Here is an 18,987-nt window from a genome sequence, read left to right on the forward strand (position 1 = left end):
TTGTGATCATGCTCAGTCCCGCTCGCACCGCTACCGGACGGCTCCGATGACGATCACCGCGGGCGCGCCCGCACCGGGCGCCGCCCCGACCACGGAGCTCGAGCTCCTCGACGCGTGGTGGCGCGCCGCCAACTACCTGGCCGTCGGCCAGATATACCTGCAGGCCAACCCGCTGCTGACCGAGGCGCTGCGCCCGGATCACATCAAGCCACGCCTGCTCGGACACTGGGGCACCACGCCCGGACTCACGTTCCTGTGGGCGCACCTCAACCGGGTCCTGCGGCCCCGCGAGCAGGAGGCGTTGTTCGTCACCGGTCCTGGCCACGGCGGTCCGGCGGTGGTCGCGACCGCGTGGCTGGAGGGCACCTACTCCAGACGCTTCCCCGACGTCTCCCGTGATGCCGACGGGATGCGCACGCTGTTTCGCCAGTTCTCGTTCCCCGGTGGGATCCCGAGCCATGCCGCGCCGGAGACGCCCGGCTCCATCCACGAGGGTGGTGAGCTCGGCTACTCGCTCGCGCATGCCTACGGTGCAGCCCTGGACAACCCCGGGCTGCTCGTGGCGTGCGTCATCGGCGACGGGGAGGCCGAGACCGGGGCGCTCGCGGCGTCGTGGCACGCGAACAAGTTCCTCGACCCGGTCACCGACGGCACCGTGTTGCCGATCCTGCACCTCAACGGGTACAAGATCGCGAACCCGACGGTGCTGGCCCGGATCCCCGAGTCCGAGCTGCGGTCGCTGCTGGAGGGCTACGGACACGAGCCGTTCTTCGTCGACGTCCACGCCGGTGAGGACCCGATGCGTGCCCATGCCCGGATGGCATCGACCCTCGATCGGGTCATGGCCACGATCGACGCCATCCGCGAGTCCGCGGCGAGCGGGAGCACGTCGCGTCCGCGCTGGCCGGCGCTGGTGCTGCGCAGCCCGAAGGGCTGGACCGGTCCCGCGGTCGTCGACGGCGTGCAGGTCGAGGGCACGTGGCGCGCCCACCAGGTGCCGCTCTCCGGCGTGCGCGAGGATCCCGCGCACCTGGCGGAGCTGGAGCGCTGGATGCGGTCCTACCGGCCGCAGGAGCTGTTCGACGCGACCGGTGCGCCGGTCGCCGCGCTGGACGCACTGGTGCCGGCCGGTCCGCTGCGGATGAGCGCCACCCCGCACGCCAACGGGGGAGAGCTGCTGCGCCCGCTGCGGCTGCCCCCGATCGCCGAACAGGCCGTCGCCGTGCCCGCACCCGGCGACGCGACAGCGGAGGCCACCCGGGTGCTCGGCGGTTGGCTGCGGGAGATCATCCGCAAGAACCCGGACAACTTCCGCCTCGTCGGCCCCGACGAGGTCGCCTCCAACCGCCTGCAGGACGTCTTCGACGTGACCGACCGGCAGTTCGAGGGCGAGCTGCTGGCGTCCGACGAGCACCAGGCCCGCGACGGCCGGGTACTGGAGATCCTCTCCGAGCACGTGTGCGAGGGATGGCTGGAGGGCTACCTGCTCACCGGCCGGCACGGCATCTTCACCTGCTACGAGGCGTTCATCCACATCGTCGACTCGATGGTCAACCAGCACGCCAAGTGGATCAAGGTGAGCCGGACGATCCCGTGGCGGCGCCCGATCGCGTCGCTGAACTACCTGCTGACCTCGCACGTCTGGCGCCAGGACCACAACGGGTTCTCCCATCAGGACCCGGGCTTCATCGACCACGTCGTGAACAAGAAGTCCGAGATCGTTCGCGTCTACCTGCCGCCGGACGCGAACACGCTGCTGGTGACGATGCAGGAGTGCCTGCGCAGCCGCGACCAGATCAACGTCGTGGTCGCCGGCAAGCAGCCCGAGTACCAGTGGCTGGACCTCGACTCGGCGATCGCCCACGTGCAGCGGGGGATCGGGATCTGGGACTGGGCCTCCAGCGACGCCGGCACCGAGCCGGACGTGGTGCTCGCCTGCTGCGGTGACGTGCCGACCGTCGAGACCCTCGCCGCCGTCACGCTGCTGCGCAGGCACCTGCCCGACCTGCGGGTGCGGGTGGTCAACGTGGTCGACCTCATGCGGTTGCAGGATCCTGCCGAGCATCCCAACGGGCTGTCGCAGCGGGAGTACGACGCGCTGTTTCCGCCGTCGACGCCGGTGATCTTCGCGTTCCACGGCTACCCGTGGCTGATCCACCGCCTGACCTACCGGCGGGCCAACCACGACCAGCTGCACGTGCGTGGATACAAGGAGGAGGGCACGACCACCACGCCGTTCGACATGCTGATGCTCAACGACCTGGACCGCTTCCACCTGGCCGCCGATGTGATCGACCGCGTTCCGGGGCTCGCGGTGCGCCACGCCGCGCTGCGCCAGCACCTGCTCGACGAGCGGCTGCGCTGCCGGGCGTACACCCGCAGCACCGGGGAGGACGCCCCCGACATCCGCAGCTGGGCCTGGTCGGGCTGATCCGTGCAGGTACTGGTGGTCAACGCGGGATCGAGCAGCGTGAAGATCAGCCTGCTCGACCCGGCGGGTGAGGTACTGCACCGCAGCGACCTGGAGGCCGACCGCGGGCGCTTCGACCATGGTGCGCTCGCGGACGTGCTCGCCGGGCTGGGCCGGGTCGATGCCGTCGGGCACCGGGTGGTGCACGGCGGATCGACCTTCTGCGGCCCGGTGCTCGTCGACGACGGCGTCCTGTCCGTGCTGGACCGGCTCGTGGAGCGCGCACCGCTGCACCAGCCGCCCGCGCTGGCCGCGATCCGGTCGGTCCGGGCGGCACTGCCGCAGGTGCCGGCCGTGGCCTGCTTCGACACCGCCTTCCATGCGGACCTGCCGGCGGCCGCATCGACGTACGCGATCCCGGCCCGCTGGCGCCGCGAGCTGGACGTGCGGCGTTACGGCTTCCACGGACTGGCCCACGAGTGGGCGGCGGGGCGGGCGGCGGCGCTGGCCGGGCCGGCACCGCGCACGGTGGTGGCCCATCTGGGATCGGGGGCCTCGCTCTGCGCCGTCGATTGGGACGGCGCTCGTCCGCGGTCCGTGGACACGACCATGGGTTTCACGCCGACCGCCGGACTGGTGATGGGCACCCGCAGCGGTGACCTGGACCCGTCCGTGCCGCTGTGGCTGGTCGCGCACGGCGGGCTGGACGTGGCGGCGGTGGCCGACGCACTCGATCACGAGTCCGGCCTGCTGGGACTGGCCGGAACACCCGACATGCGCGAGGTCGTCGCCGCCGAGCGTGACCGGCAGCCCGATGCCGAGCTCGCCGTCGCCGTCTGGCTCCACCGGCTGCGCGCGGGGATCGCCGCCATGACGGCGGCATTGGGGGGCCTCGACGTGCTCGTGTTCAGCGGCGGGGTCGGGGAGCACGCCGCCGACCTGCGCGCGCGGGCCGTCGGCGGGCTCGGGTTCCTCGGGCTCGCGCTCGACTCCGGCGCGAACACCGCGGCCCGGCCGGGCACCGACACCGACGTCGGCATCGCCGGTGCCGCGGCCCGCACACTGGTCGTGCACGCCAGGGAGGATCTCGTCATCGACGGTCAGGTCCGCGGCCTGCTCGGCGACCGCACCCCTCGTCGATGACCGCCGGATGGCGTCCGCCGATCGCCGCGATCAGGCCCATGCGGCCGCTGACCGGGCCACCGGCACGGAGTCGGGGTGCACGACCGTCACCGGGCAGCGCGCGTGCAGCACGCAGTGCAGGCTCACCGAGCCCAGCATCGCGCTGGTGAACCCGCCCCGGCCGCGGCTGCCCACGACGAGCAGGTCGGCGTCGCGGGCAGCGTGCAACAGCACGGCGGACGGGCTGCCACTCACAGCGACGACCGTGACCTCGGGAAGTTCGTAGAACGAGTCGGCCATCGCGGCGCACACCTCGTCGGCGATGCGGGCGGCCTGCGCCCGGCACGCTTCCCGGACGTCCACCGTCGAGGTGATGGGCATCGTGCCACCGAGTGCCATCCAGTACTGCGGGATCTCGAACGCGGCCACCGCCTCCACCGTCGCATCCCGCCGGGCCGCGTCGTGCAGTGCGAACGCCAGCGCCGCCCGGCCACCCTCGGAATCGTCGAGTCCGACGACGATCCGCTGCTGCTGTGCCATGGCCCATCCCTTCGTTCGGTCGATGGGCACACGGTGCTCCGCTGACACGCGTCGCAGCAGCGGCGGAGTGCCCGGCGGTTGACGGTCGAACGGCCTGTCGCAGTGGCGCGCGATGCCCGGATACGCCCCGATCTGCAGGGCGGAGGTCCCGGTGGGACAGGCCGGACGCCGCTGCCCGCAGGGCGGCACCACCGACGATCGTGGACCGCGACACGAGGAGCGTCCATGGTGGAACCAGGCAAGCACGGTGACCCGGCGGGGCCGGTGGCTGCGGTGCTGGTCGGCGTCGACGGGTCCGACTCGGCGCTGCGCGCCGTCCGCTGGGCCGCGGCCGAAGCGGCGCGGCTCGACGCGCCACTACGCGTGATCAATGCCTTCGGCCTGCTTCCGGCCGATCGGTACGGCGCCGTCATGGCTGCCGACGCCGGCGGGGTGCTGCTCGAAGCCGCACATGAGATCGTGTCGGCGGCGATCGCGCATGCCCGGGCTGTCGCCCCGCACTCGAGCGTGACCGGTGAGGTGCTCAGGGATCATCCGATCCCGCGGCTGATCACCGAGTCGCGCCACGCGCAGCTGCTCGTGGTCGGCGACCGCGGCCGGGGTGGCATCACCGGCATGCTCGTGGGATCCGTCGCCGTCGCGCTGGCCGCGCATGCCGCGTGTCCCGTCGTGGTGGTGCGCGGTGTCGAGCACGACGATCCGGCGGACGCCTGCCGTCCCGTCGTGGTCGGTGTGGGCGAGCCACCCGACTCCGTTGCCGTGGTCCGGTTCGCGTTCGAGGAGGCGGCACGGCGCGGCGCCCCCTTGGTCGCCGTGCACGTGTGGCGCCACCCCGCGCTGATGCGGCCCGAGGCGGCACTGCTCGTGGACTGGGACGCGGTGGCCACCGTGGAATGGGCGGAGCTGTCCGCGGCGGTCGCCTGCTGCGCCGCGATGTTCCCGGGGGTGCCGGTGCAGCGGGTGCACCGCAGGGGCATCGCCGCGCGCGAGCTGGTGGAGCTGAGCACGGAGGCGCAGCTGGTGGTGGTCGGCACCCGCGGGCACGGTGCCGTGTCCGGGATCTTCCTGGGCTCGATCAGCCATGCGTTGCTGCACCACTCGTCATGCCCGGTTGCCGTCGTTCGGCCCGACCCGGTCGGTCCGTCGCGGTGGTCGTGATCGGCAGCACCCACAACCGAGCAGCACCCACACCCAACAGGAGGAGAACGCCATGACCGGCTCGCAGGACGTGTACGACAACCGCGGTGTGCGGATCGGCACCGCCACCGCCACCGGAGACGTGTTCGACCACGGCCACGTCCGGATCGGTACGGTGACGGCCGCAGGCGAGGTCTACGACCACGGCCACGTCCGGATCGGACGGGTCCGCGCCGCGGCCGTGGGTGGCCGGCGCTAGCGCCGGCCAGGTGCGACGGGCCGGGCCCGGCGGCGCGACGATCGCCTCCGGGCCCGTATCCGTTCTCCCAGCAGGAGATCCGCTGTGGTCATGGTGCGACGCCCGGTGCTGGTGGCGGCGCGTCCAGGGCGAGCGAGCGGATCAGGTCCGTCGCGGTGATGATCCCGAGGAGGGCCCCGTCCTCGACCACCAGCACCGCATCGGTGCCGGCGTCCTCCATGTGACGCGCTGCCGCCGAACGCCGCTCGTGCACGCCGAGTATCGGCACCGGCCGGCACAGCGCAGCCACCAGCAACGGCGGGTGCGTGCTGGGGATCAGGCCGATGCCGACGCCGCGCAGGACATCGGACTCGAACACCAGCCCGAGGCACCGGCCGCCCTCGATGACGGGGACGTGGCGGACGTCGTGCTCGGCCATCAACCGCAGGGCGACCAGCACGGTGGCCTCCGGGACGACGGCGACGAGCCGGCGCGTCATCAGCCGCCCGGCGAACGGGTCCGCGTCGAGGCACTCGGGCGGGGCGGCGAGGCGTTGCTCCGGCGTCGGCATGGTGGGCTCCTCATCGGTGCGCTGGGAGGCGGTTCCACCCCGATCGTGGGCGCCCGCCCACGAGCACGGCAGCGGCGAGCGGCCCCGCCCGCCGGGGTCGTTGGGCCCGGCCGGAGCCGGCGCGGCCCACCCACCTGCGGACCATCGGAGGGGCAGCTCGGGTCCTCCGGCCCTCCCCGCTGTGCGGCCGCATCAGCAGACTCGAACCATGACGGCTGAGTTGTTGGGTCTGCAGGTCCCGACCACGCCCTGGATCGAGGTGGAGCACCTGCGCCGGGCCGCGAACGCCGCTGTGGCGCAGCCGGGGGACCGGCCGTGGCGGCTGTGGCCCGTGGATCGTGGTGTCGAGCTGCGGGCCGAATCCGTTCGCAGCCTGCCGAGCTCGCCCGCGGGTGCCGCCGCGGTCCGGGTGGCTGCGGGCGCGGCGCTGCTGAACATGCGGCTCACCGTTGCGGCGATGGGCGACCGCCCGGTGACGACGTTGCTCCCCGATCCGGCCCGGCCCCGGGTGCTCGCCGTCGTGCGGCGCGGGAAGCGGTCCGATCCCACCCCCGCTGAGCGCGAGCTCGCCGACACGATCGGGCGCGCAGCGCGGCGCTGCCCCGAGATCGGCCTGCGGCCGGTCCCGGACGGGATCCGCAACCTGGTGCGGCGCGCTGCCGAGGCGGAGGGGGTCTGGTTGCGCAGCGTCGTGGATGCCGGTGACCGGGAGCAGCTCATCGGCGCCGTACCGTCGGTCGGCGGTCGCCGGTGCAGCGGCCTGGTCGCGGTGATCGGGAGCAACTACGACGTCCCGGCCATGCAGTTGCGGGTGGGCCAGGGCGTGCAGCGGGTGGTGCTCACGGCCGTCGCGCTCGGCTTCGCGGCGCGCGTGGTGGCGTGGCCACCGGACCTCCGGGCCGCTCTCGGGCTTCCGGGGTCTGTCGGAGGGCCCGGCCTGTGCCCCCAGGCGATCCTGGAGGTGGGTTGGCCGTTGACCCGGCGGGCGCGGCTCCTGGAGGGGTAGGTCGCCTCCCGACCTTGCCGGCGCCGCAGCAGCCCATCAGCTCGAGGCACCCGCGCTGGGTGGCCGGCCCGGTGCCGCCGCCGTCGGTCCCGACGATCAGGGGCCGAGACGGTGATCGAGTGATAGTCGCCGCGCGCCTGCAGATCGGCGTGCACGATGGCGGCGGAGGGTGTCGCGCAGCGCCTCCAGGCCCGTGTAGACGGGCTTCCAGCCCAGCTCCGTCCGCGCCTTCGTGGTGTCCATGATCGTCGGACGGCTCGCCGCCTCGACCCACTCCGCCGCTGCCGGCAGGAACGGGAGTGCGGCGACGGCACGGGCAGCGGCCTGCACGGGTCCGGCCGGAAGTGGGATCGCGACGGCTCCGAGCTCGCGGGCGATGTCGACCGCTGTCACCGTGCCGTCCCCGGCGATGTTGTAGGCGCCGGGTGGCCCGGCACCGACGACGCACAGCAGCAGCGCCTGCCCGACGTCCTCCTCGTGGATGAGCTGCATCGTCAACTCCGGCACCAGCATCGGAAGCGGTACGGGCAGCGTGCCCACCTGTCGCGCGAGCCAGCGGCCGAGCGGTGCGAGCGGTCCGGGCAGCAACTCCTTGGCGCCCAGGAAGTGTGGGCCGAGCACGATCGGCGGCCGGAGCATGTAGAGCGCCACCCCGGGGTGCTCCGCGGCCTCGTGCTCCAGCAGGTGTTCGAGCTGGGCCTTCTCCTGCGCGTAGAACAGCCGGGCGGCCGGTCGCACCGGCCAGTCCTCGGTCAGCTCGGCAGGGTTGTCCGGATGGAAGCCGTAGGCGGCGACCGAGGAGGCGTGGACGAAGCGGTGCGCACCGGCGGCGGCCGCCGCCCGGAACACGTTGAGGGTGCCGTCGACGTTGATCGCCTTCGTCGTCCCACGCGACGCGGTGCCGGTGATCAGGAAGGCGAGGTGAACGACGACGTCGGCATCGCCGAACGCGTCCCGCAGGGCGGCCGGGTCGCGCACGTCACCGCGCCGGTACTCCATCTTGGTCCAGCCGTGCGCTGCCGGATCGAACGGGCGCCTGGCGATCCCGATGATCCGGGCGACGCGGTCGTCGGCCTGCAGGAGCGGGATCAACCCGGACCCGAACGTGCCGGTCGGGCCGGTCACCGCGACGGTCAGGTCCTTCGCTGTGCGGATCATCCTGCACCTGTGGTCCGTCCGAGTTCGCCTGGTTTCATGCTTCCCGCCCGCGAGCCGTCTCACGTGGGTCTCCCGGCCCGGTGCCGAGGGGCCGCACTGCTCTTGTCGGCGTTCCAGCCATCTCCGCAACCGGTGGGTTCGGACTCATGGACACCGTGAGCGTCCACGTGAGTCGTCTTCAGGTCCCGTTCCGCCGGTGTTGCACGGTGGGTTCGCCGTTCGCCGTCGACTCGGGTTCCGGTGCCGGCACCCGGTGCGGATGGGGGTCGAGCAACTCGTCGACACCGTCGATGTTGCCGGGCTGCGCGGCTCTGGCAAGAGTGCGCTCGGCTGCGTCGGCGGCCGTCTCGGGCGAGATCACCACCAACGTCAGCCGTCGGAGGCGACTTATCACATCGATGGTGCCGGGGTGCTGCATCCGGAAACCGTCCAGGCGGATCGGCCACGCAGCCGAGTCGATCTTTCGTGGGCCGGTGTTCCAGTCGGCGAGGTGATAGCTCACGCTCTCGACGGGGTCCCACGATCCGGCGAGCGCGCCGGCCAACACGGGGACCTCGGTGGCGAGGTCACGAGAGCGTGGCCACCAGGCCCCGTCGACGCTGCCGGTAGTCGTCGTGTCGGGCTTGACGCGCAACCGGATCACCGACCGATCGGTGGCTGCCGGCGGAACCGGTCCAGAGGTTGGCGCGGCAGGTGTCAGAGTCATCACGTCATCCCGATGTGTCGGTCGTGGAGTGGGTGAGCCGGGCCCGACCGAGGTCCGGGGTTCGCGTCAGCAGCACCCGATGCATCCATACTCGAGCATCGGCGATGTCGGCAGCAGGGCCGGAAGTCCTGCAGACGCACCAGCAATGGTCGGTCCTCGATGAGGCCGAACTGCGATTCCCTGAACACCGCGGCCCACCAGAGCGCGTGCCGAGACGCAGACCGTCCGAACGTGGCTTGCTGCTCCGACAACACGATCGCCCGCGTCGTCATCGGCCCGTCGAGCAATGCCTACCCGACTGCACCGGGTCGTTCCGACCTGAGCGTTGAGGTCTCCCGACCCTGACGCTGCCGGCGACGGAGACCCATCCTGAGTCGATGGGTCCCTCAGCCGAGGAGATCCCACTGCCCGAACTCCGCCTCCGACCACCTGACCGGGAGTCCTGATGACCAGCACCACAACCCCCTACATCTCCATCTACCAGCAGCGCGTGAACCTGGTCGCGAAGGCGATCACCGACCATTCCGACCTCGACGACAAAACCGCGGTGAACCTCGCTGCGCACATCCTGGAGGCCATCGAGCGCATCCCCGAGAAAGTTCGTTAGCGCCCGGTCGGCGACGGCGGGAACAGAACGGCTGCCATCGTCGCTGCACCGGACAGGTCATTCCCAGTTCGGTGCAAATGTACCCACGCCGCGGGAACAACGTCGGCGGTGATCCGTGCCGATCATCCTGATGCGCAGCTCTGCAACGGGTCGAGCCCGTCTCCCATCCGGGAGCCGGGCTCTTGCGTTTTCCGGAACAACGGTGAATTGATCTGACGAATGGGCCGTTCGTTGCGAGCGCCCGGGACGGGCACAAGGGTCAGATCACGCTGCGGTGCTGGAGATACCGGAAAAGGGCGATGCCCGGGAGGACGGGTAGCCAGTACGTCAGCAGCCGGCACACCAGTACCGCGGCGACCGCGACGCTCGGGCCGGCCCCCAGCGTGACCAGACCACCGATCATCATCGCCTCCACCGGCCCGATGCCGCCCGGGATCGGCAGCAGGTGGCCGAGCGTCTGAGCGACCATGAAGACAGCCAGAACCCCCACCACGGGGAGGGTCTCCCCGAACGCGGCGAGGCTCGCCACCAGCCCTGCCCCGGACGCCAGCACGTGCCCGAGCGCCCCACCGAACAGCTGGGTCGCCCGGACGGGCCGTCGCAGGGTGGCGCCGAGCTCGCGGGCGATCACCCGGCCGGGTCGCAGGATCGTGCGCCTGCCGAACGGGGACGCGAGCACCGCGGCGACGGCGACGGCCACCCCGACAGCGCCGGCCGCGAGCGGCCACCCCAGCGGGATCCGGAGATCCCGCACGACGGTCGACGCGCCCAGTGCGAGCAGGCCGGCCACGCAGCACAGCGCGCCGACGACGCTCCCGGCGGCGACGTTGAGCACGGTCGCGCCCACCGCCGAAGCGCGCCGGACCCCGAGCCGTTCCAGGAACGCGACGTTGATCCCGAAGAATCCGATCCCGCCCGGGGTCGTCCGGCCGGTGAACGCGGCGGCGAGCTGCACACCGGTCGTACGCCAGAACGGCAGCGTGATCGGGCTCGAGCCGAGTATCGACACCGCCGACAGCAGGATCGCCACCAAGCCGGTGCCGGTGGCCACCGCGAGCCAGGCCCGGTCCGCCTCGCGGAGCGCGGCGGCGACCTCGCCGACGCTCGAGACCAACGGCAGCACCGCGTAGACCGCGGCCCCGAGCAGGAGCAACCCGACCACCGTGGCGGGACGGACCGGGGACCGCAGGGTCGGGACGGGCCGGTCGATCTCCTCGGCGAGGCGGCCCCGCAACTCGGTGAGCTCGTAGCGCTCCCGAGCGAGCTGGGTGCGGATGCGCCGCGGCAGGGCGAGGGGCTGGAGATGGGCCATGGCCGGTTCGAGTCGGGCCGCGGGGACCGACCGGCACGCGCTGCGGACGGCCCGCTCGACGCCGACGACCGACGTGACGGACACGAGTACCTCGGCGAGGTCCTGGGCGCAGCGCAGCGGGGAGGCGCCGATCTTGCCGAAGGTCAGTCCGAGGATCCAGGGTCGGCCGTCGGAGTCGACCAGGACGTTCGCCGCACGCAGGTCGTGGTGGGCGATCCGGGCCTGCTGCAGCACCGCCACCTGTGCCCAGACCGCGTCGAGCAGGCCGTCGTCGACCTGCTCCGCGGGCAGCTCGGTGAGCCGAGTCCCGGCGATCTCCCTGCGCACGAGCAGCGGGGCCCCGTGCCCGGCCTCGCAGATCGTCACCAGTGGCGGCGTGCGCAGGCCCGCCCGTTCCGCGACCACCGTGACGAGGGCCTCGTGCTCGGTCTCGTGCCGGGTGCTCGCCAGCGGGGGTTCGTCCTCGACCTCGACCGAGGCGAGCAGGCGGCGCAACCGGTACCAGATGGTGGCCCTTCGATGCAGCCGTTGCACGATCTCGACCCGCAGGACTTCCCCCGTACCGGTGGTCACCGCGAACTCCAGCGGCCCCCACATCCGGGTACGGAGCGAGACGAGCTCGACGACCGCGATCCCGGCCTGTTCCAGGGCCCGCCGCACCGCTGGTCCGGTCGTGCGCCGTCCCGGTGCACCCCACACGAGGTGGGAAGCTGCGCCGACACCCCGGCCGAGGAGCCCCCCGGCCAGCGCACCGAGCGGTAGGGCGGCCCCGAGGTGGAGGTCCGCAACAGCGACGAGCAGCGGGACCGCCCACAGCGCAGCCCGCCACCGCGTGGCGAGGTACGGCGCCAGCACCGCCACCAGCGCCGACGCGACGGCAACGTGCAGGGCCGGGAACGGAAGCCCGTCGACGCCCGGAAGGCTCAGCCCGGTCGCGTCGAGCTCTGAGGGCGCGGGCCGGGCCCCGACGATCCCTGCGATGCCGAGCGCGAGAATCCAGCTCACCGCCGCCGCGGCCCCCAGCTCCACAGCCAGCCTGATCCTCTTGAGGTAGAGGGTGACCGCCAGTACGGCCGCCGGGCCGCCCCACCCGCCGACCAGGGCCAGTGCCTGCCACGAGACCCCGACACCGCCCGGTAGCTGCTGGATCTGCTCGAGAAGCCCCAACTCCACCGGTCCCGGAGCGAGCATGACCGACGCGATGGCGGCCCCCGCGAGCAGACCACAGACGAGCACCAGTTCAACGAGGTCACGGGGGTGCCTGCCGATCGGTGTCGCCTGCGGAGTGGACCGGTCGCGGCGACGTGTCGGCCCCGGCGCGCCCGCCTCGGTGTGAACGACTCCTCCTCGTCCCAGACCCTCCGCCACCCGGTCGACCCTTCCGCAGGCACTCCCGCGCTCGTAGAGCCGTTCGGTTCCCCGCCGCAGGCCGAGAGCCCTGCTCCGCACCTCACGGATCCTGACACCACCATGACGACGGGGCAGGAACGGCAGCAGTGTCTCGCTGATCTCCCAGGTCGCGGAGTTCCACAGGTACGACGGGCTGTGGTCGACGGCATGGTAGAGCACCTTGTCACAGTGCGGCCACCCCCAAGGCGGACCTATCGGCGTTCCAGTCCATAGGGGGAACGAAGGTCCCGCGATTTCCGGGACCCTCGGCCTGACAATTCACGGAATTCTTTGAATTGCTCCTCGGTTGTTCTTCCGCGCGTAGTGTCCGGGGTGAGGGAATGTCTCTCGAATTCGAAGGACGAGGATAGGGAGCCCATCATGGCTACGGGAAGCGCGGTCGTGGAGAAGACGGTCATGGACCGGTTGATCGAGTCGGGCATCACCGAGCAGCGGGCGCTGGGCCATCTCCGCAACGGGTGGGTGCGGGTGGATGACCAGGTGGTCACTGACGCCGCGACGCCGGCGGGGTGGCCGGCGCGGGTGGAGATCCGTTCGATCCGCGGGCAGGCCGACGCGGACTGAGTCGGTGGCGCGAACGGGTGGGCCCTCCGGCGGTGCGGACGCATCACCGGAGGGCCCACCCCTGTCCGTCGCTTCGCCGGTCCAGGGGCCCTGCATTCCGTCCGGTCGCGCTGGCATCAGGACGGTCCCCACCCGGGTCCGGTTGTCGATCGAGGCATCCACCGGCCCGTCTGGTTCGCTCCTCGGCTCCTGGTCATCCACGTCGCGCTGGTACGGCTGACGGTGCTGTCGCACGTGACGGTGCTGTCGCACCCGTGGAACCTGCGGACACGCTGTGTCCCCCGCCGCAGATCCGGCCCGGCGCAGTGATCCGGACCTGGGGCAGGCCGGGGGTCTGCTCGGGGCGGTGGGTCACGATGAGCGCCGAACGATCGGCGCTGGCATCGAGGATCTCGGTGGCCAGCGCTGCGGCGGTGGCGTCGTCGAGGTGGGCCGTCGGCTCGTCGAACACCAGGATCGGGCGATCGGCCAGCAGGGCCCTGGCCACCCCGATGCGCTGCCGCTCGCCACCGGAGACGGCGCCGCCGTGCTCCCCGATCGGGGTGTCCAGCCCGTCGGGCAGACCGTCGAACCAGCCACCGAGCCGGGCCCGGTGCAGGCAGTCGACGAGGTCGGCGTCGCTCGCGTCCGGGGCGGCGAGCCGCAGGTTGGCCCCCAACGTGCTGTCGAACAGGTGCGCGTGCGGTCCGCACCAGGCGATACCGCGGCGCAGCTCGTCGGCGGTCAGCGTGTGGACGTCGCGCCCGTCGGCGAGCAGCCGCCCACCGGTGGGTTCCAGCGTGCGCAGCAGTGCCGCCACGACGGTCGACTTCCCGGACCCGGACGGTCCGGTGAGCGCAACACGAAGCCGGCCGCCGACGGCGAGATCGACGCCCGCCACGGCATCGCGTTCGGTGCCGGGCCAGCGCACGGCCAGCGCCTGCGCGGCCAGCATGGACGGTGGCGCCACCCCGGCCGGTGCGGTGGGATCGGGCACGGCCGCCGGCAGGCGTTCCAGCTCGGCGAGCCGGCGCGCCGCGGGCCGAGCACCGAGCAGCCGCACGGCGGCGTCCGGCAGTCCCGCGACGACGTCGGCGAGCGCGAGCGGGGTCAGGGCCAACACCGCGAGCGCCGGTCCGGGGAGGGTGCCGGCGCGCACCGCCACGATCCCGACGGCCGTGGCGGCCACCGACATCGCGCCGATGGCCAGCACGCCGAGCCCGCTGCCGAGCCCTCGCGACGTCGCCGCCCGACGCAGCAACGCGCCGAGCCGGTCGTCGGCGTCCGCCAACCGGGCCCGGAAACGGCCCGCCGCGCCGAACGCGATCAGGTCCGGAGCCGCCTCCAGCACCTCGACGGCACCGGCGATGACCGCACCGCGTGCCGCGGCGCCGGTCGCCTCGGTGCGGTGGGCCGCCCACGCCGTGAGTGCGGGTGCGCCGACCGCGGCGATGAGGAACCCGGCGGCGAGCAGCCAACCGGCGGCGGGGAGCAGCAGTCCGATCCCGACGCTCGCACCGATCCCGACGAGCGTGGCCGATGCGGCCGGGAGCACGACCCGGACCAGCACGTCCTGCTGGGCGTCGACGTCACCGACGAGCCGGGAGAGCAGCTCGCCGCGGCGCATGCGGGCCGTCGTCGCCGGTCCGAGCCGGACCAGCGCGTTCCAGATCCGGATCCGCAGCGCGCTCGATGCGCGCAGCGCGGCATCGTGGGACACCAGCCGCTCCGCGTAGCGCAGCGCACCCCTGCCCAGGCCGAACGCCCGCACCGCGACGATCGCGACCATCAGGGTCAGCACCGGTGGTTGCAGCGCGGCGGCGGAGATCAGCCACGCGGAGACCGCGGTCAGCGCGACGCCGCAGCCGAGCGCAGCGGTCCCGATCAGCACCGCCAGCGCGAGGCGCCACCGCTGGGAACGGGCTGCCGTGAGCGTCCACCACAGCCCGCCCCGCCCGCCGCGGTCAGGAGGACCGGACGGTGGCACGTCCGCCCGGCCCTGGGCAGCGGACGGCGGCGGGGATGTCGCCACCCGGGTCCCGGCGGGCCGGTTGTCGCCCTGAGCGGGGGCGGTGGCGGTGGCGCCGGGGAGGTCGACGACGCGGTCGCAGCGGGCGAGTACCTCGGGCCGGTGGCTGACCAGCACGGTCGTCCGGCCCGCGGTGATGCCCGGAAGGGCCGCGAGGATCACCTCCTCCGTCTCGGCGTCGACACCGTCGGTCGGCTCGTCGAGCAGCAGGAGCGGGCGATCGGCCAGGATCGCCCTGGCCAGCGCGACCCGCCTGCGCTGCCCGGTGGACAGCCCGGCGCCGCCCTCGGTGACGGTGGTGGTCAGCGGGATGTCGAGCGCCGCCGCCCGGGCGGCGGCCTGCACCCGGTCGACGGGCGCACCGGGGTCGGCGAGGCGGATGTTGTCGGCGACGGTCCCAGCCAGCAGGACGGGGTGCTGCGGGACCCAGGCCACCCGGCGCAGCCAGGCGCCGCGGTCGATGTCGGCGAGATCGACACCGCCGACGGTGACCCGGCCGGCGTCCGGGAAGCGCAGCCCGAGCAGCAGGTCGATCAGCGTCGACTTGCCGGCACCGCTGGCCCCGCGGATCCCGACGAGGCTGCCGGGTTCGAACACGAGGTCGAGCCCGTCGAGGACAGGACCGGCGCGGCCGTCCACGGCGACTCCGTGCAGCGCGAGGTCCACATGCGTCGGGTCCGGCGCCGGGATCCGGCCGTCCCGATCCGCTGCCGCGGTCTCCAGCACCGCGAACACGTCGGTCGCGGCCGCGAGCCCCTCGGCCGAGTCGTGGAACCGGGCACCCACGGCACGCAGCGGCAGGTAGACCTCCGGAGCCAGCACGAGCACCACCAGCGCGGTGAACAGGTCGAGCCGACCCTCGACGAGCCGCAGCCCGACCGAGACCGCGACGAGCGCGACCGACAGCGTCGCGAGCAGCTCCAGCACCAGTGCGGAGAGGAACGCGACGCGCAGCGTGCGCATCGTCGCCCTGCGGTAGGACTCGGCCAGCTCACGCAGCCGCCCCGACTGGGTGCGAGCCCGACCGAACGCCACCAGCACGTCGAGACCGGCGACGATGTCGAGGAAGTGGTGCCCCAGCACCGCGAGCGTGCGCCACTGGCGACGGGTGGAGTGCTCGGTGTGCAGCCCGATCAGGATCATGAAGATCGGGATCAGCGGCACGGTCACGCCGATGATGAGCCCGGACACCCAGTCGGCGAGCAGGATCCGCCCGGCGACGACGGCCGGGACGACCGCGGCCACCAGCAGCGTCGGCAGGTACCTGCTGAAGTAGCCCTCCAGCCCGTCGAGGCCGCGGGTGGCGAGCGTGGCCAGCTCGCCGGTCGGGGGCAGGTCGCGGTGGCGGGGCCCGAGCCGCAGCACGTGTTCGACCAGCCGCGAGCGCAGCTGCCGGATCACGTCGGCCGCGGCCCGGTGAGCGGCCACCTCGGCCGCCCAGGCGAGCCCGGCCCGGCCGGCCACCACTGCCAGCAGCGCGAACAGCACGGGCGCGACCGCGTCGAGGGTGGCGCCACCGAGGAAGGCGGCGTCGATGCCCGTGGCGAGCAGCTGCGCCTGCACGAGCACCAGACCCGCGGTCACCACGGCGATGGCGGCGGCCAGCAGGACGAACCGGCGGGCGGCCGATGCGTGCCGCAACAGCCGCGGGTCCAGCGGCTTCATCGTGCCGGCAGACCGGTCGGTGCCGGGATGTCGGCGCTGCCGATGCGGCGGCGGAACACCCAGAACGTCCAGGCCTGGTAGGCGAGCACGATCGGGGTGAACACGACGGCGACCCAGGTCATGATCGTCAGCGTGTAGGGCGTCGAGGCGGCGTTGACGGTGTTGAGGCTGTTCGCGGGATCGGTGCTGGAGGGGAGCACGTCCGGGTAGAGCGTGCCGAACAGCGTCACCGTCACGGCCAGGATCGCCCCGGCGGTGAGCAGGAAGGCCCAGCCCTCGCGCCCCTTCCCGTTCATGGCGACAGCGCCGATCAGGGCGGCCGCCGCGACGAGAACGGGCGCGGCCGTCCAGCTGGTCGTGTGGGCGAGGAACGTCCAGACCAGGAACCCGCCGCCGGCGACGATCGTCGCGAGCCCGAGGTTGCGGGCCAGCGCCCGGGCCCGGATCCGGACGTCACCGCTGGTCTTGAGCGCCAGGAACACCGCGCCGTGCAGCGCGAACAGCGACAGCGTCGCCAACCCGCCCAGCAGCGCGTAGGGGTTGAGCAGGGTGAGCAGGGAGCCGGTGAACTCGTGGTGGGCATCGAGCGGGACACCCGCCACGATGTTGGCGAAGGCCACGCCCCACAGCAGGGCGGGCACCGCGGAACCGGCGACGATGGCGCGGTCCCAGTTGCGGCGCCACCGGTCGCTGTCGATCTTGCCGCGGAACTCGAACGCCACCCCGCGGACGATGAGCGCGACGAGGATGAGCAGCAGCGCCAGGTAGAAGCCGGAGAACAGGCTGGCGTACCACTCGGGGAACGCGGCGAACGTCGCGCCGCCCGCGACCAGCAGCCAGACCTCGTTGCCGTCCCAGACCGGGCCGATGGTGTTGATCGCGACGCGGCGGTCGGTCTCGGTGCGCCCGACCAGCGGCAGCAGCATCCCGACGCCGAAGTCGAAGCCGTCGAGCACGAAGTAGCCGGTCCAGAGCAAGGCGATGAGCAGGAACCAGATGTCGGTGAGTGCCATCTCGGCGCTCCTCAGTAGGCCACGGCGAGCGGCCGCGGCGCGTCGGAATCGTCGGGACCGTCGGTCCCGACAGGGGTGGGTGGCGGCGGACCGGCCTTGGCGTAGCGCACCATCAACACGCCGTCGATCACGGCCAGCGCGCCGTAGAGCACGGTGAGCACGATCAGCGACGTGAGGACCAACCCCGCGCCGACACTCGGCGAGACGCTGTCGGCCGTCTGCAGGATCCCGAACACCGACCAGGGCTGGCGGCCCATCTCGGTGAAGATCCAGCCGACGCTGTTGGCCGCGAACGGCAGCACCAGCCCGGCCAGCCCGGCCACGTAGAACCAGCGAGGGACGGGCCTGCGGGCTCGGCGGCGCGTCAGCCACAGCCCGATCACCGACAGCAGCCCGGCGAGCATCCCGAACCCGATCATCAGCCGGAACGTCCAGTACGTCGTCGGGATGCTCGGTGAGTAGTCGCCGGGGCCGTACTTCTGCACCGACGCCTGCTGCAGGTCGTTGATGCCCTCGACCTGGCCGTCGAAGGAACCGGTGGCCATGAACGAGAGCACGCGGGGCACGCGGATGCTCCAGACCTCCTGCGAGCCGTCGAGCGAACCGACGGTGAACAGTGAGAACGAGGCGGGCGCCACGGTGTCGTAGAGCGCCTCGGCCGCGGCCATCTTCATCGGCTGCTGCTCGGTCATCAGCCTGGCCTGCAGGTCGCCGGTGACGACGACGCCGAGGCTGCCGATCAGGACCGTGACGAGCGCGATCCGCAGCGACGGCCGGAACACCTCGGTGTGCTGCTTGCGGGCGAGGTGGTAGGCGCTGATGGCGAGCACGAACATGCCGGCGGTGACGAAGCACGCGGTGATGGTGTGGGTGAACGCGCCGATCGCGGTGGAGTTGGTCAGCACCGCGCCGAAGTCGGTGAGCTCGGCGCGGCCGCGGGCGTTGTTCACGACCGAGCCGACGGGGTGCTGCATCCACGAGTTCGCGGCGAGGATGAAGTACGCCGAGAGCATCGTGCCGATCGACGCGATCCAGATGCACGCCAGGTGAACACGCTTGGGCAGCCGATCCCACCCGAAGATCCACAGCCCGAGGAAGGTGGACTCCAGGAAGAACGCCAGCAGGCCCTCGATGGCCAGCGGCGCGCCGAAGATGTCGCCGACGAAGCGGCTGTAGTCGCTCCAGTTCATGCCGAACTGGAACTCCTGCACGATCCCCGTGACCACGCCCATGGCGAAGTTGATCAGGAACAGCTTGCCCCAGAACTTCGTCATCCGCAGGTAGCGCTCGTCGGAGGTGCGGACCCAGGCGGTCTGCATCCCGGCGACGAGGACCGAGAGCCCGATCGTCAACGGGACGAACAGGAAGTGGTACACGGTGACGATCGCGAACTGCCACCGTGCGAGATCGAGGTTCATTCGCTCCTCCGCGTGCGTCGTGGCCGGGTCGTCCGGCGTGATCGTCAGGATCGGCCTCACCGGGTGCGCTGCGGCAGGGCCGGGGGGCCCGCCACCACGGGG

15 protein-coding genes are annotated in these 18,987 nt (G+C 72.5%); 7 read left to right on the forward strand and 8 right to left on the reverse strand.

Annotated elements, in window-relative coordinates:
* The first annotated feature begins 46 nt into the window (after positions 1 to 46).
* Together ACFPFQ_RS45575 and ACFPFQ_RS45580 are read left to right on the forward strand one after the other, a co-directional pair.
* The gene (locus tag ACFPFQ_RS45575) at positions 47 to 2,431 is read left to right on the forward strand and encodes a phosphoketolase (RefSeq protein ID WP_379629542.1); all 2,385 of its coding nucleotides are present in this window, start codon (positions 47 to 49) and stop codon (positions 2,429 to 2,431) included.
* Positions 2,432 to 2,434: 3 nt separating this feature from the next.
* Entirely contained in the window at positions 2,435 to 3,553 is a 1,119-nt protein-coding gene (locus ACFPFQ_RS45580) for an acetate/propionate family kinase (RefSeq protein ID WP_379629543.1), read from the forward strand.
* Positions 3,554 to 3,583: 30 nt separating this feature from the next.
* Here ACFPFQ_RS45580 and ACFPFQ_RS45585 read toward each other — a convergent pair whose 3' ends face one another.
* Positions 3,584 to 4,072, reverse strand: coding sequence for a universal stress protein (locus ACFPFQ_RS45585; RefSeq protein WP_379629544.1), 489 nt, complete (start codon positions 4,070 to 4,072; stop codon positions 3,584 to 3,586).
* Between the two features lie 225 nt (positions 4,073 to 4,297).
* Here ACFPFQ_RS45585 and ACFPFQ_RS45590 point away from each other — a divergent pair, with 225 nt between their 5' ends.
* Both ACFPFQ_RS45590 and ACFPFQ_RS45595 read left to right on the forward strand, forming a co-directional pair.
* Complete coding sequence (locus ACFPFQ_RS45590; RefSeq protein WP_379629545.1) at positions 4,298 to 5,230, forward strand: universal stress protein; 933 nt, start codon at positions 4,298 to 4,300, stop codon at positions 5,228 to 5,230.
* 52 nt (positions 5,231 to 5,282) lie between these two features.
* On the forward strand, positions 5,283 to 5,468 hold the full coding sequence (locus tag ACFPFQ_RS45595) for a hypothetical protein (protein ID WP_379629546.1): 186 nt from the start codon (positions 5,283 to 5,285) through the stop codon (positions 5,466 to 5,468).
* An 88-nt stretch (positions 5,469 to 5,556) separates the two neighbouring features.
* On the opposite strand, the gene ACFPFQ_RS45600 is transcribed toward ACFPFQ_RS45595, so the two are convergent.
* On the reverse strand, positions 5,557 to 6,018 hold the full coding sequence (locus ACFPFQ_RS45600) for a CBS domain-containing protein (RefSeq protein ID WP_379629547.1): 462 nt from the start codon (positions 6,016 to 6,018) through the stop codon (positions 5,557 to 5,559).
* Positions 6,019 to 6,226: 208 nt separating this feature from the next.
* On the opposite strand from ACFPFQ_RS45600, the gene ACFPFQ_RS45605 reads away from it, so the two are divergent.
* The gene (locus ACFPFQ_RS45605) at positions 6,227 to 7,024 is read left to right on the forward strand and encodes a hypothetical protein (protein ID WP_379629548.1); all 798 of its coding nucleotides are present in this window, start codon (positions 6,227 to 6,229) and stop codon (positions 7,022 to 7,024) included.
* Between the two features lie 96 nt (positions 7,025 to 7,120).
* Here ACFPFQ_RS45605 and ACFPFQ_RS45610 read toward each other — a convergent pair whose 3' ends face one another.
* On the reverse strand, positions 7,121 to 8,182 hold the full coding sequence (locus ACFPFQ_RS45610; protein WP_379629549.1) for an NAD-dependent epimerase/dehydratase family protein: 1,062 nt from the start codon (positions 8,180 to 8,182) through the stop codon (positions 7,121 to 7,123).
* 178 nt (positions 8,183 to 8,360) lie between these two features.
* Positions 8,361 to 8,825 (reverse strand): DUF5994 family protein, encoded by a 465-nt coding sequence (locus tag ACFPFQ_RS45615; RefSeq protein ID WP_379629550.1) that lies wholly within the window; start codon positions 8,823 to 8,825, stop codon positions 8,361 to 8,363.
* Between the two features lie 508 nt (positions 8,826 to 9,333).
* Between ACFPFQ_RS45615 and ACFPFQ_RS45620 the strand changes: the two genes are divergently transcribed.
* Positions 9,334 to 9,495 carry a DUF6307 family protein gene (locus ACFPFQ_RS45620; RefSeq protein ID WP_379629551.1) on the forward strand — a complete coding sequence of 54 codons (162 nt, stop codon included), beginning with the start codon at positions 9,334 to 9,336 and terminating at the stop codon, positions 9,493 to 9,495.
* Between the two features lie 259 nt (positions 9,496 to 9,754).
* Here ACFPFQ_RS45620 and ACFPFQ_RS45625 read toward each other — a convergent pair whose 3' ends face one another.
* Complete coding sequence (locus ACFPFQ_RS45625; protein ID WP_379629552.1) at positions 9,755 to 12,376, reverse strand: lysylphosphatidylglycerol synthase domain-containing protein; 2,622 nt, start codon at positions 12,374 to 12,376, stop codon at positions 9,755 to 9,757.
* A 201-nt stretch (positions 12,377 to 12,577) separates the two neighbouring features.
* On the opposite strand from ACFPFQ_RS45625, the gene ACFPFQ_RS45630 reads away from it, so the two are divergent.
* On the forward strand, positions 12,578 to 12,781 hold the full coding sequence (locus ACFPFQ_RS45630) for a hypothetical protein (RefSeq protein ID WP_379629553.1): 204 nt from the start codon (positions 12,578 to 12,580) through the stop codon (positions 12,779 to 12,781).
* A 193-nt stretch (positions 12,782 to 12,974) separates the two neighbouring features.
* On the opposite strand, the gene cydD is transcribed toward ACFPFQ_RS45630, so the two are convergent.
* The 3 genes from cydD to ACFPFQ_RS45645 are packed head-to-tail and all read right to left on the reverse strand — an operon-like array spanning position 12,975 to position 18,885.
* Positions 12,975 to 16,454, reverse strand: a complete 3,480-nt coding sequence (cydD, locus tag ACFPFQ_RS45635) for a thiol reductant ABC exporter subunit CydD (RefSeq protein ID WP_379629554.1) — start codon at positions 16,452 to 16,454, stop codon at positions 12,975 to 12,977.
* Positions 16,451 to 17,467 (reverse strand): cytochrome d ubiquinol oxidase subunit II, encoded by a 1,017-nt coding sequence (gene cydB / locus ACFPFQ_RS45640; RefSeq protein WP_379629555.1) that lies wholly within the window; start codon positions 17,465 to 17,467, stop codon positions 16,451 to 16,453. Before cydB ends, cydD begins: the two co-directional genes overlap by 4 nt.
* Before the next feature lie 11 nt (positions 17,468 to 17,478).
* Entirely contained in the window at positions 17,479 to 18,885 is a 1,407-nt protein-coding gene (locus tag ACFPFQ_RS45645; RefSeq protein ID WP_379629556.1) for a cytochrome ubiquinol oxidase subunit I, read from the reverse strand.
* Positions 18,886 to 18,987 lie beyond the last annotated feature (102 nt).

This window comes from Pseudonocardia sp. GCM10023141, assembly GCF_042653605.1.

What these genes read in the sequence shown, in the direction of transcription:
- ACFPFQ_RS45575 (WP_379629542.1), top strand. Translation starts at nt 47, where the DNA reads ATGACGATCACCGCGGGCGCGCCCGCACCGGGCGCCGCCCCGACCACG.
- ACFPFQ_RS45585 (WP_379629544.1), bottom strand. Translation starts at nt 4,072, where the DNA reads ATGGCACAGCAGCAGCGGATCGTCGTCGGACTCGACGATTCCGAGGGT.
- ACFPFQ_RS45590 (WP_379629545.1), top strand. Translation starts at nt 4,298, where the DNA reads ATGGTGGAACCAGGCAAGCACGGTGACCCGGCGGGGCCGGTGGCTGCG.
- ACFPFQ_RS45595 (WP_379629546.1), top strand. Translation starts at nt 5,283, where the DNA reads ATGACCGGCTCGCAGGACGTGTACGACAACCGCGGTGTGCGGATCGGC.
- ACFPFQ_RS45600 (WP_379629547.1), bottom strand. Translation starts at nt 6,018, where the DNA reads ATGCCGACGCCGGAGCAACGCCTCGCCGCCCCGCCCGAGTGCCTCGAC.
- ACFPFQ_RS45605 (WP_379629548.1), top strand. Translation starts at nt 6,227, where the DNA reads ATGACGGCTGAGTTGTTGGGTCTGCAGGTCCCGACCACGCCCTGGATC.
- ACFPFQ_RS45610 (WP_379629549.1), bottom strand. Translation starts at nt 8,182, where the DNA reads ATGATCCGCACAGCGAAGGACCTGACCGTCGCGGTGACCGGCCCGACC.
- ACFPFQ_RS45620 (WP_379629551.1), top strand. Translation starts at nt 9,334, where the DNA reads ATGACCAGCACCACAACCCCCTACATCTCCATCTACCAGCAGCGCGTG.
- ACFPFQ_RS45630 (WP_379629553.1), top strand. Translation starts at nt 12,578, where the DNA reads ATGGCTACGGGAAGCGCGGTCGTGGAGAAGACGGTCATGGACCGGTTG.
- cydD (WP_379629554.1), bottom strand. Translation starts at nt 16,454, where the DNA reads ATGAAGCCGCTGGACCCGCGGCTGTTGCGGCACGCATCGGCCGCCCGC.
- cydB (WP_379629555.1), bottom strand. Translation starts at nt 17,467, where the DNA reads ATGGCACTCACCGACATCTGGTTCCTGCTCATCGCCTTGCTCTGGACC.
- ACFPFQ_RS45645 (WP_379629556.1), bottom strand. Translation starts at nt 18,885, where the DNA reads ATGAACCTCGATCTCGCACGGTGGCAGTTCGCGATCGTCACCGTGTAC.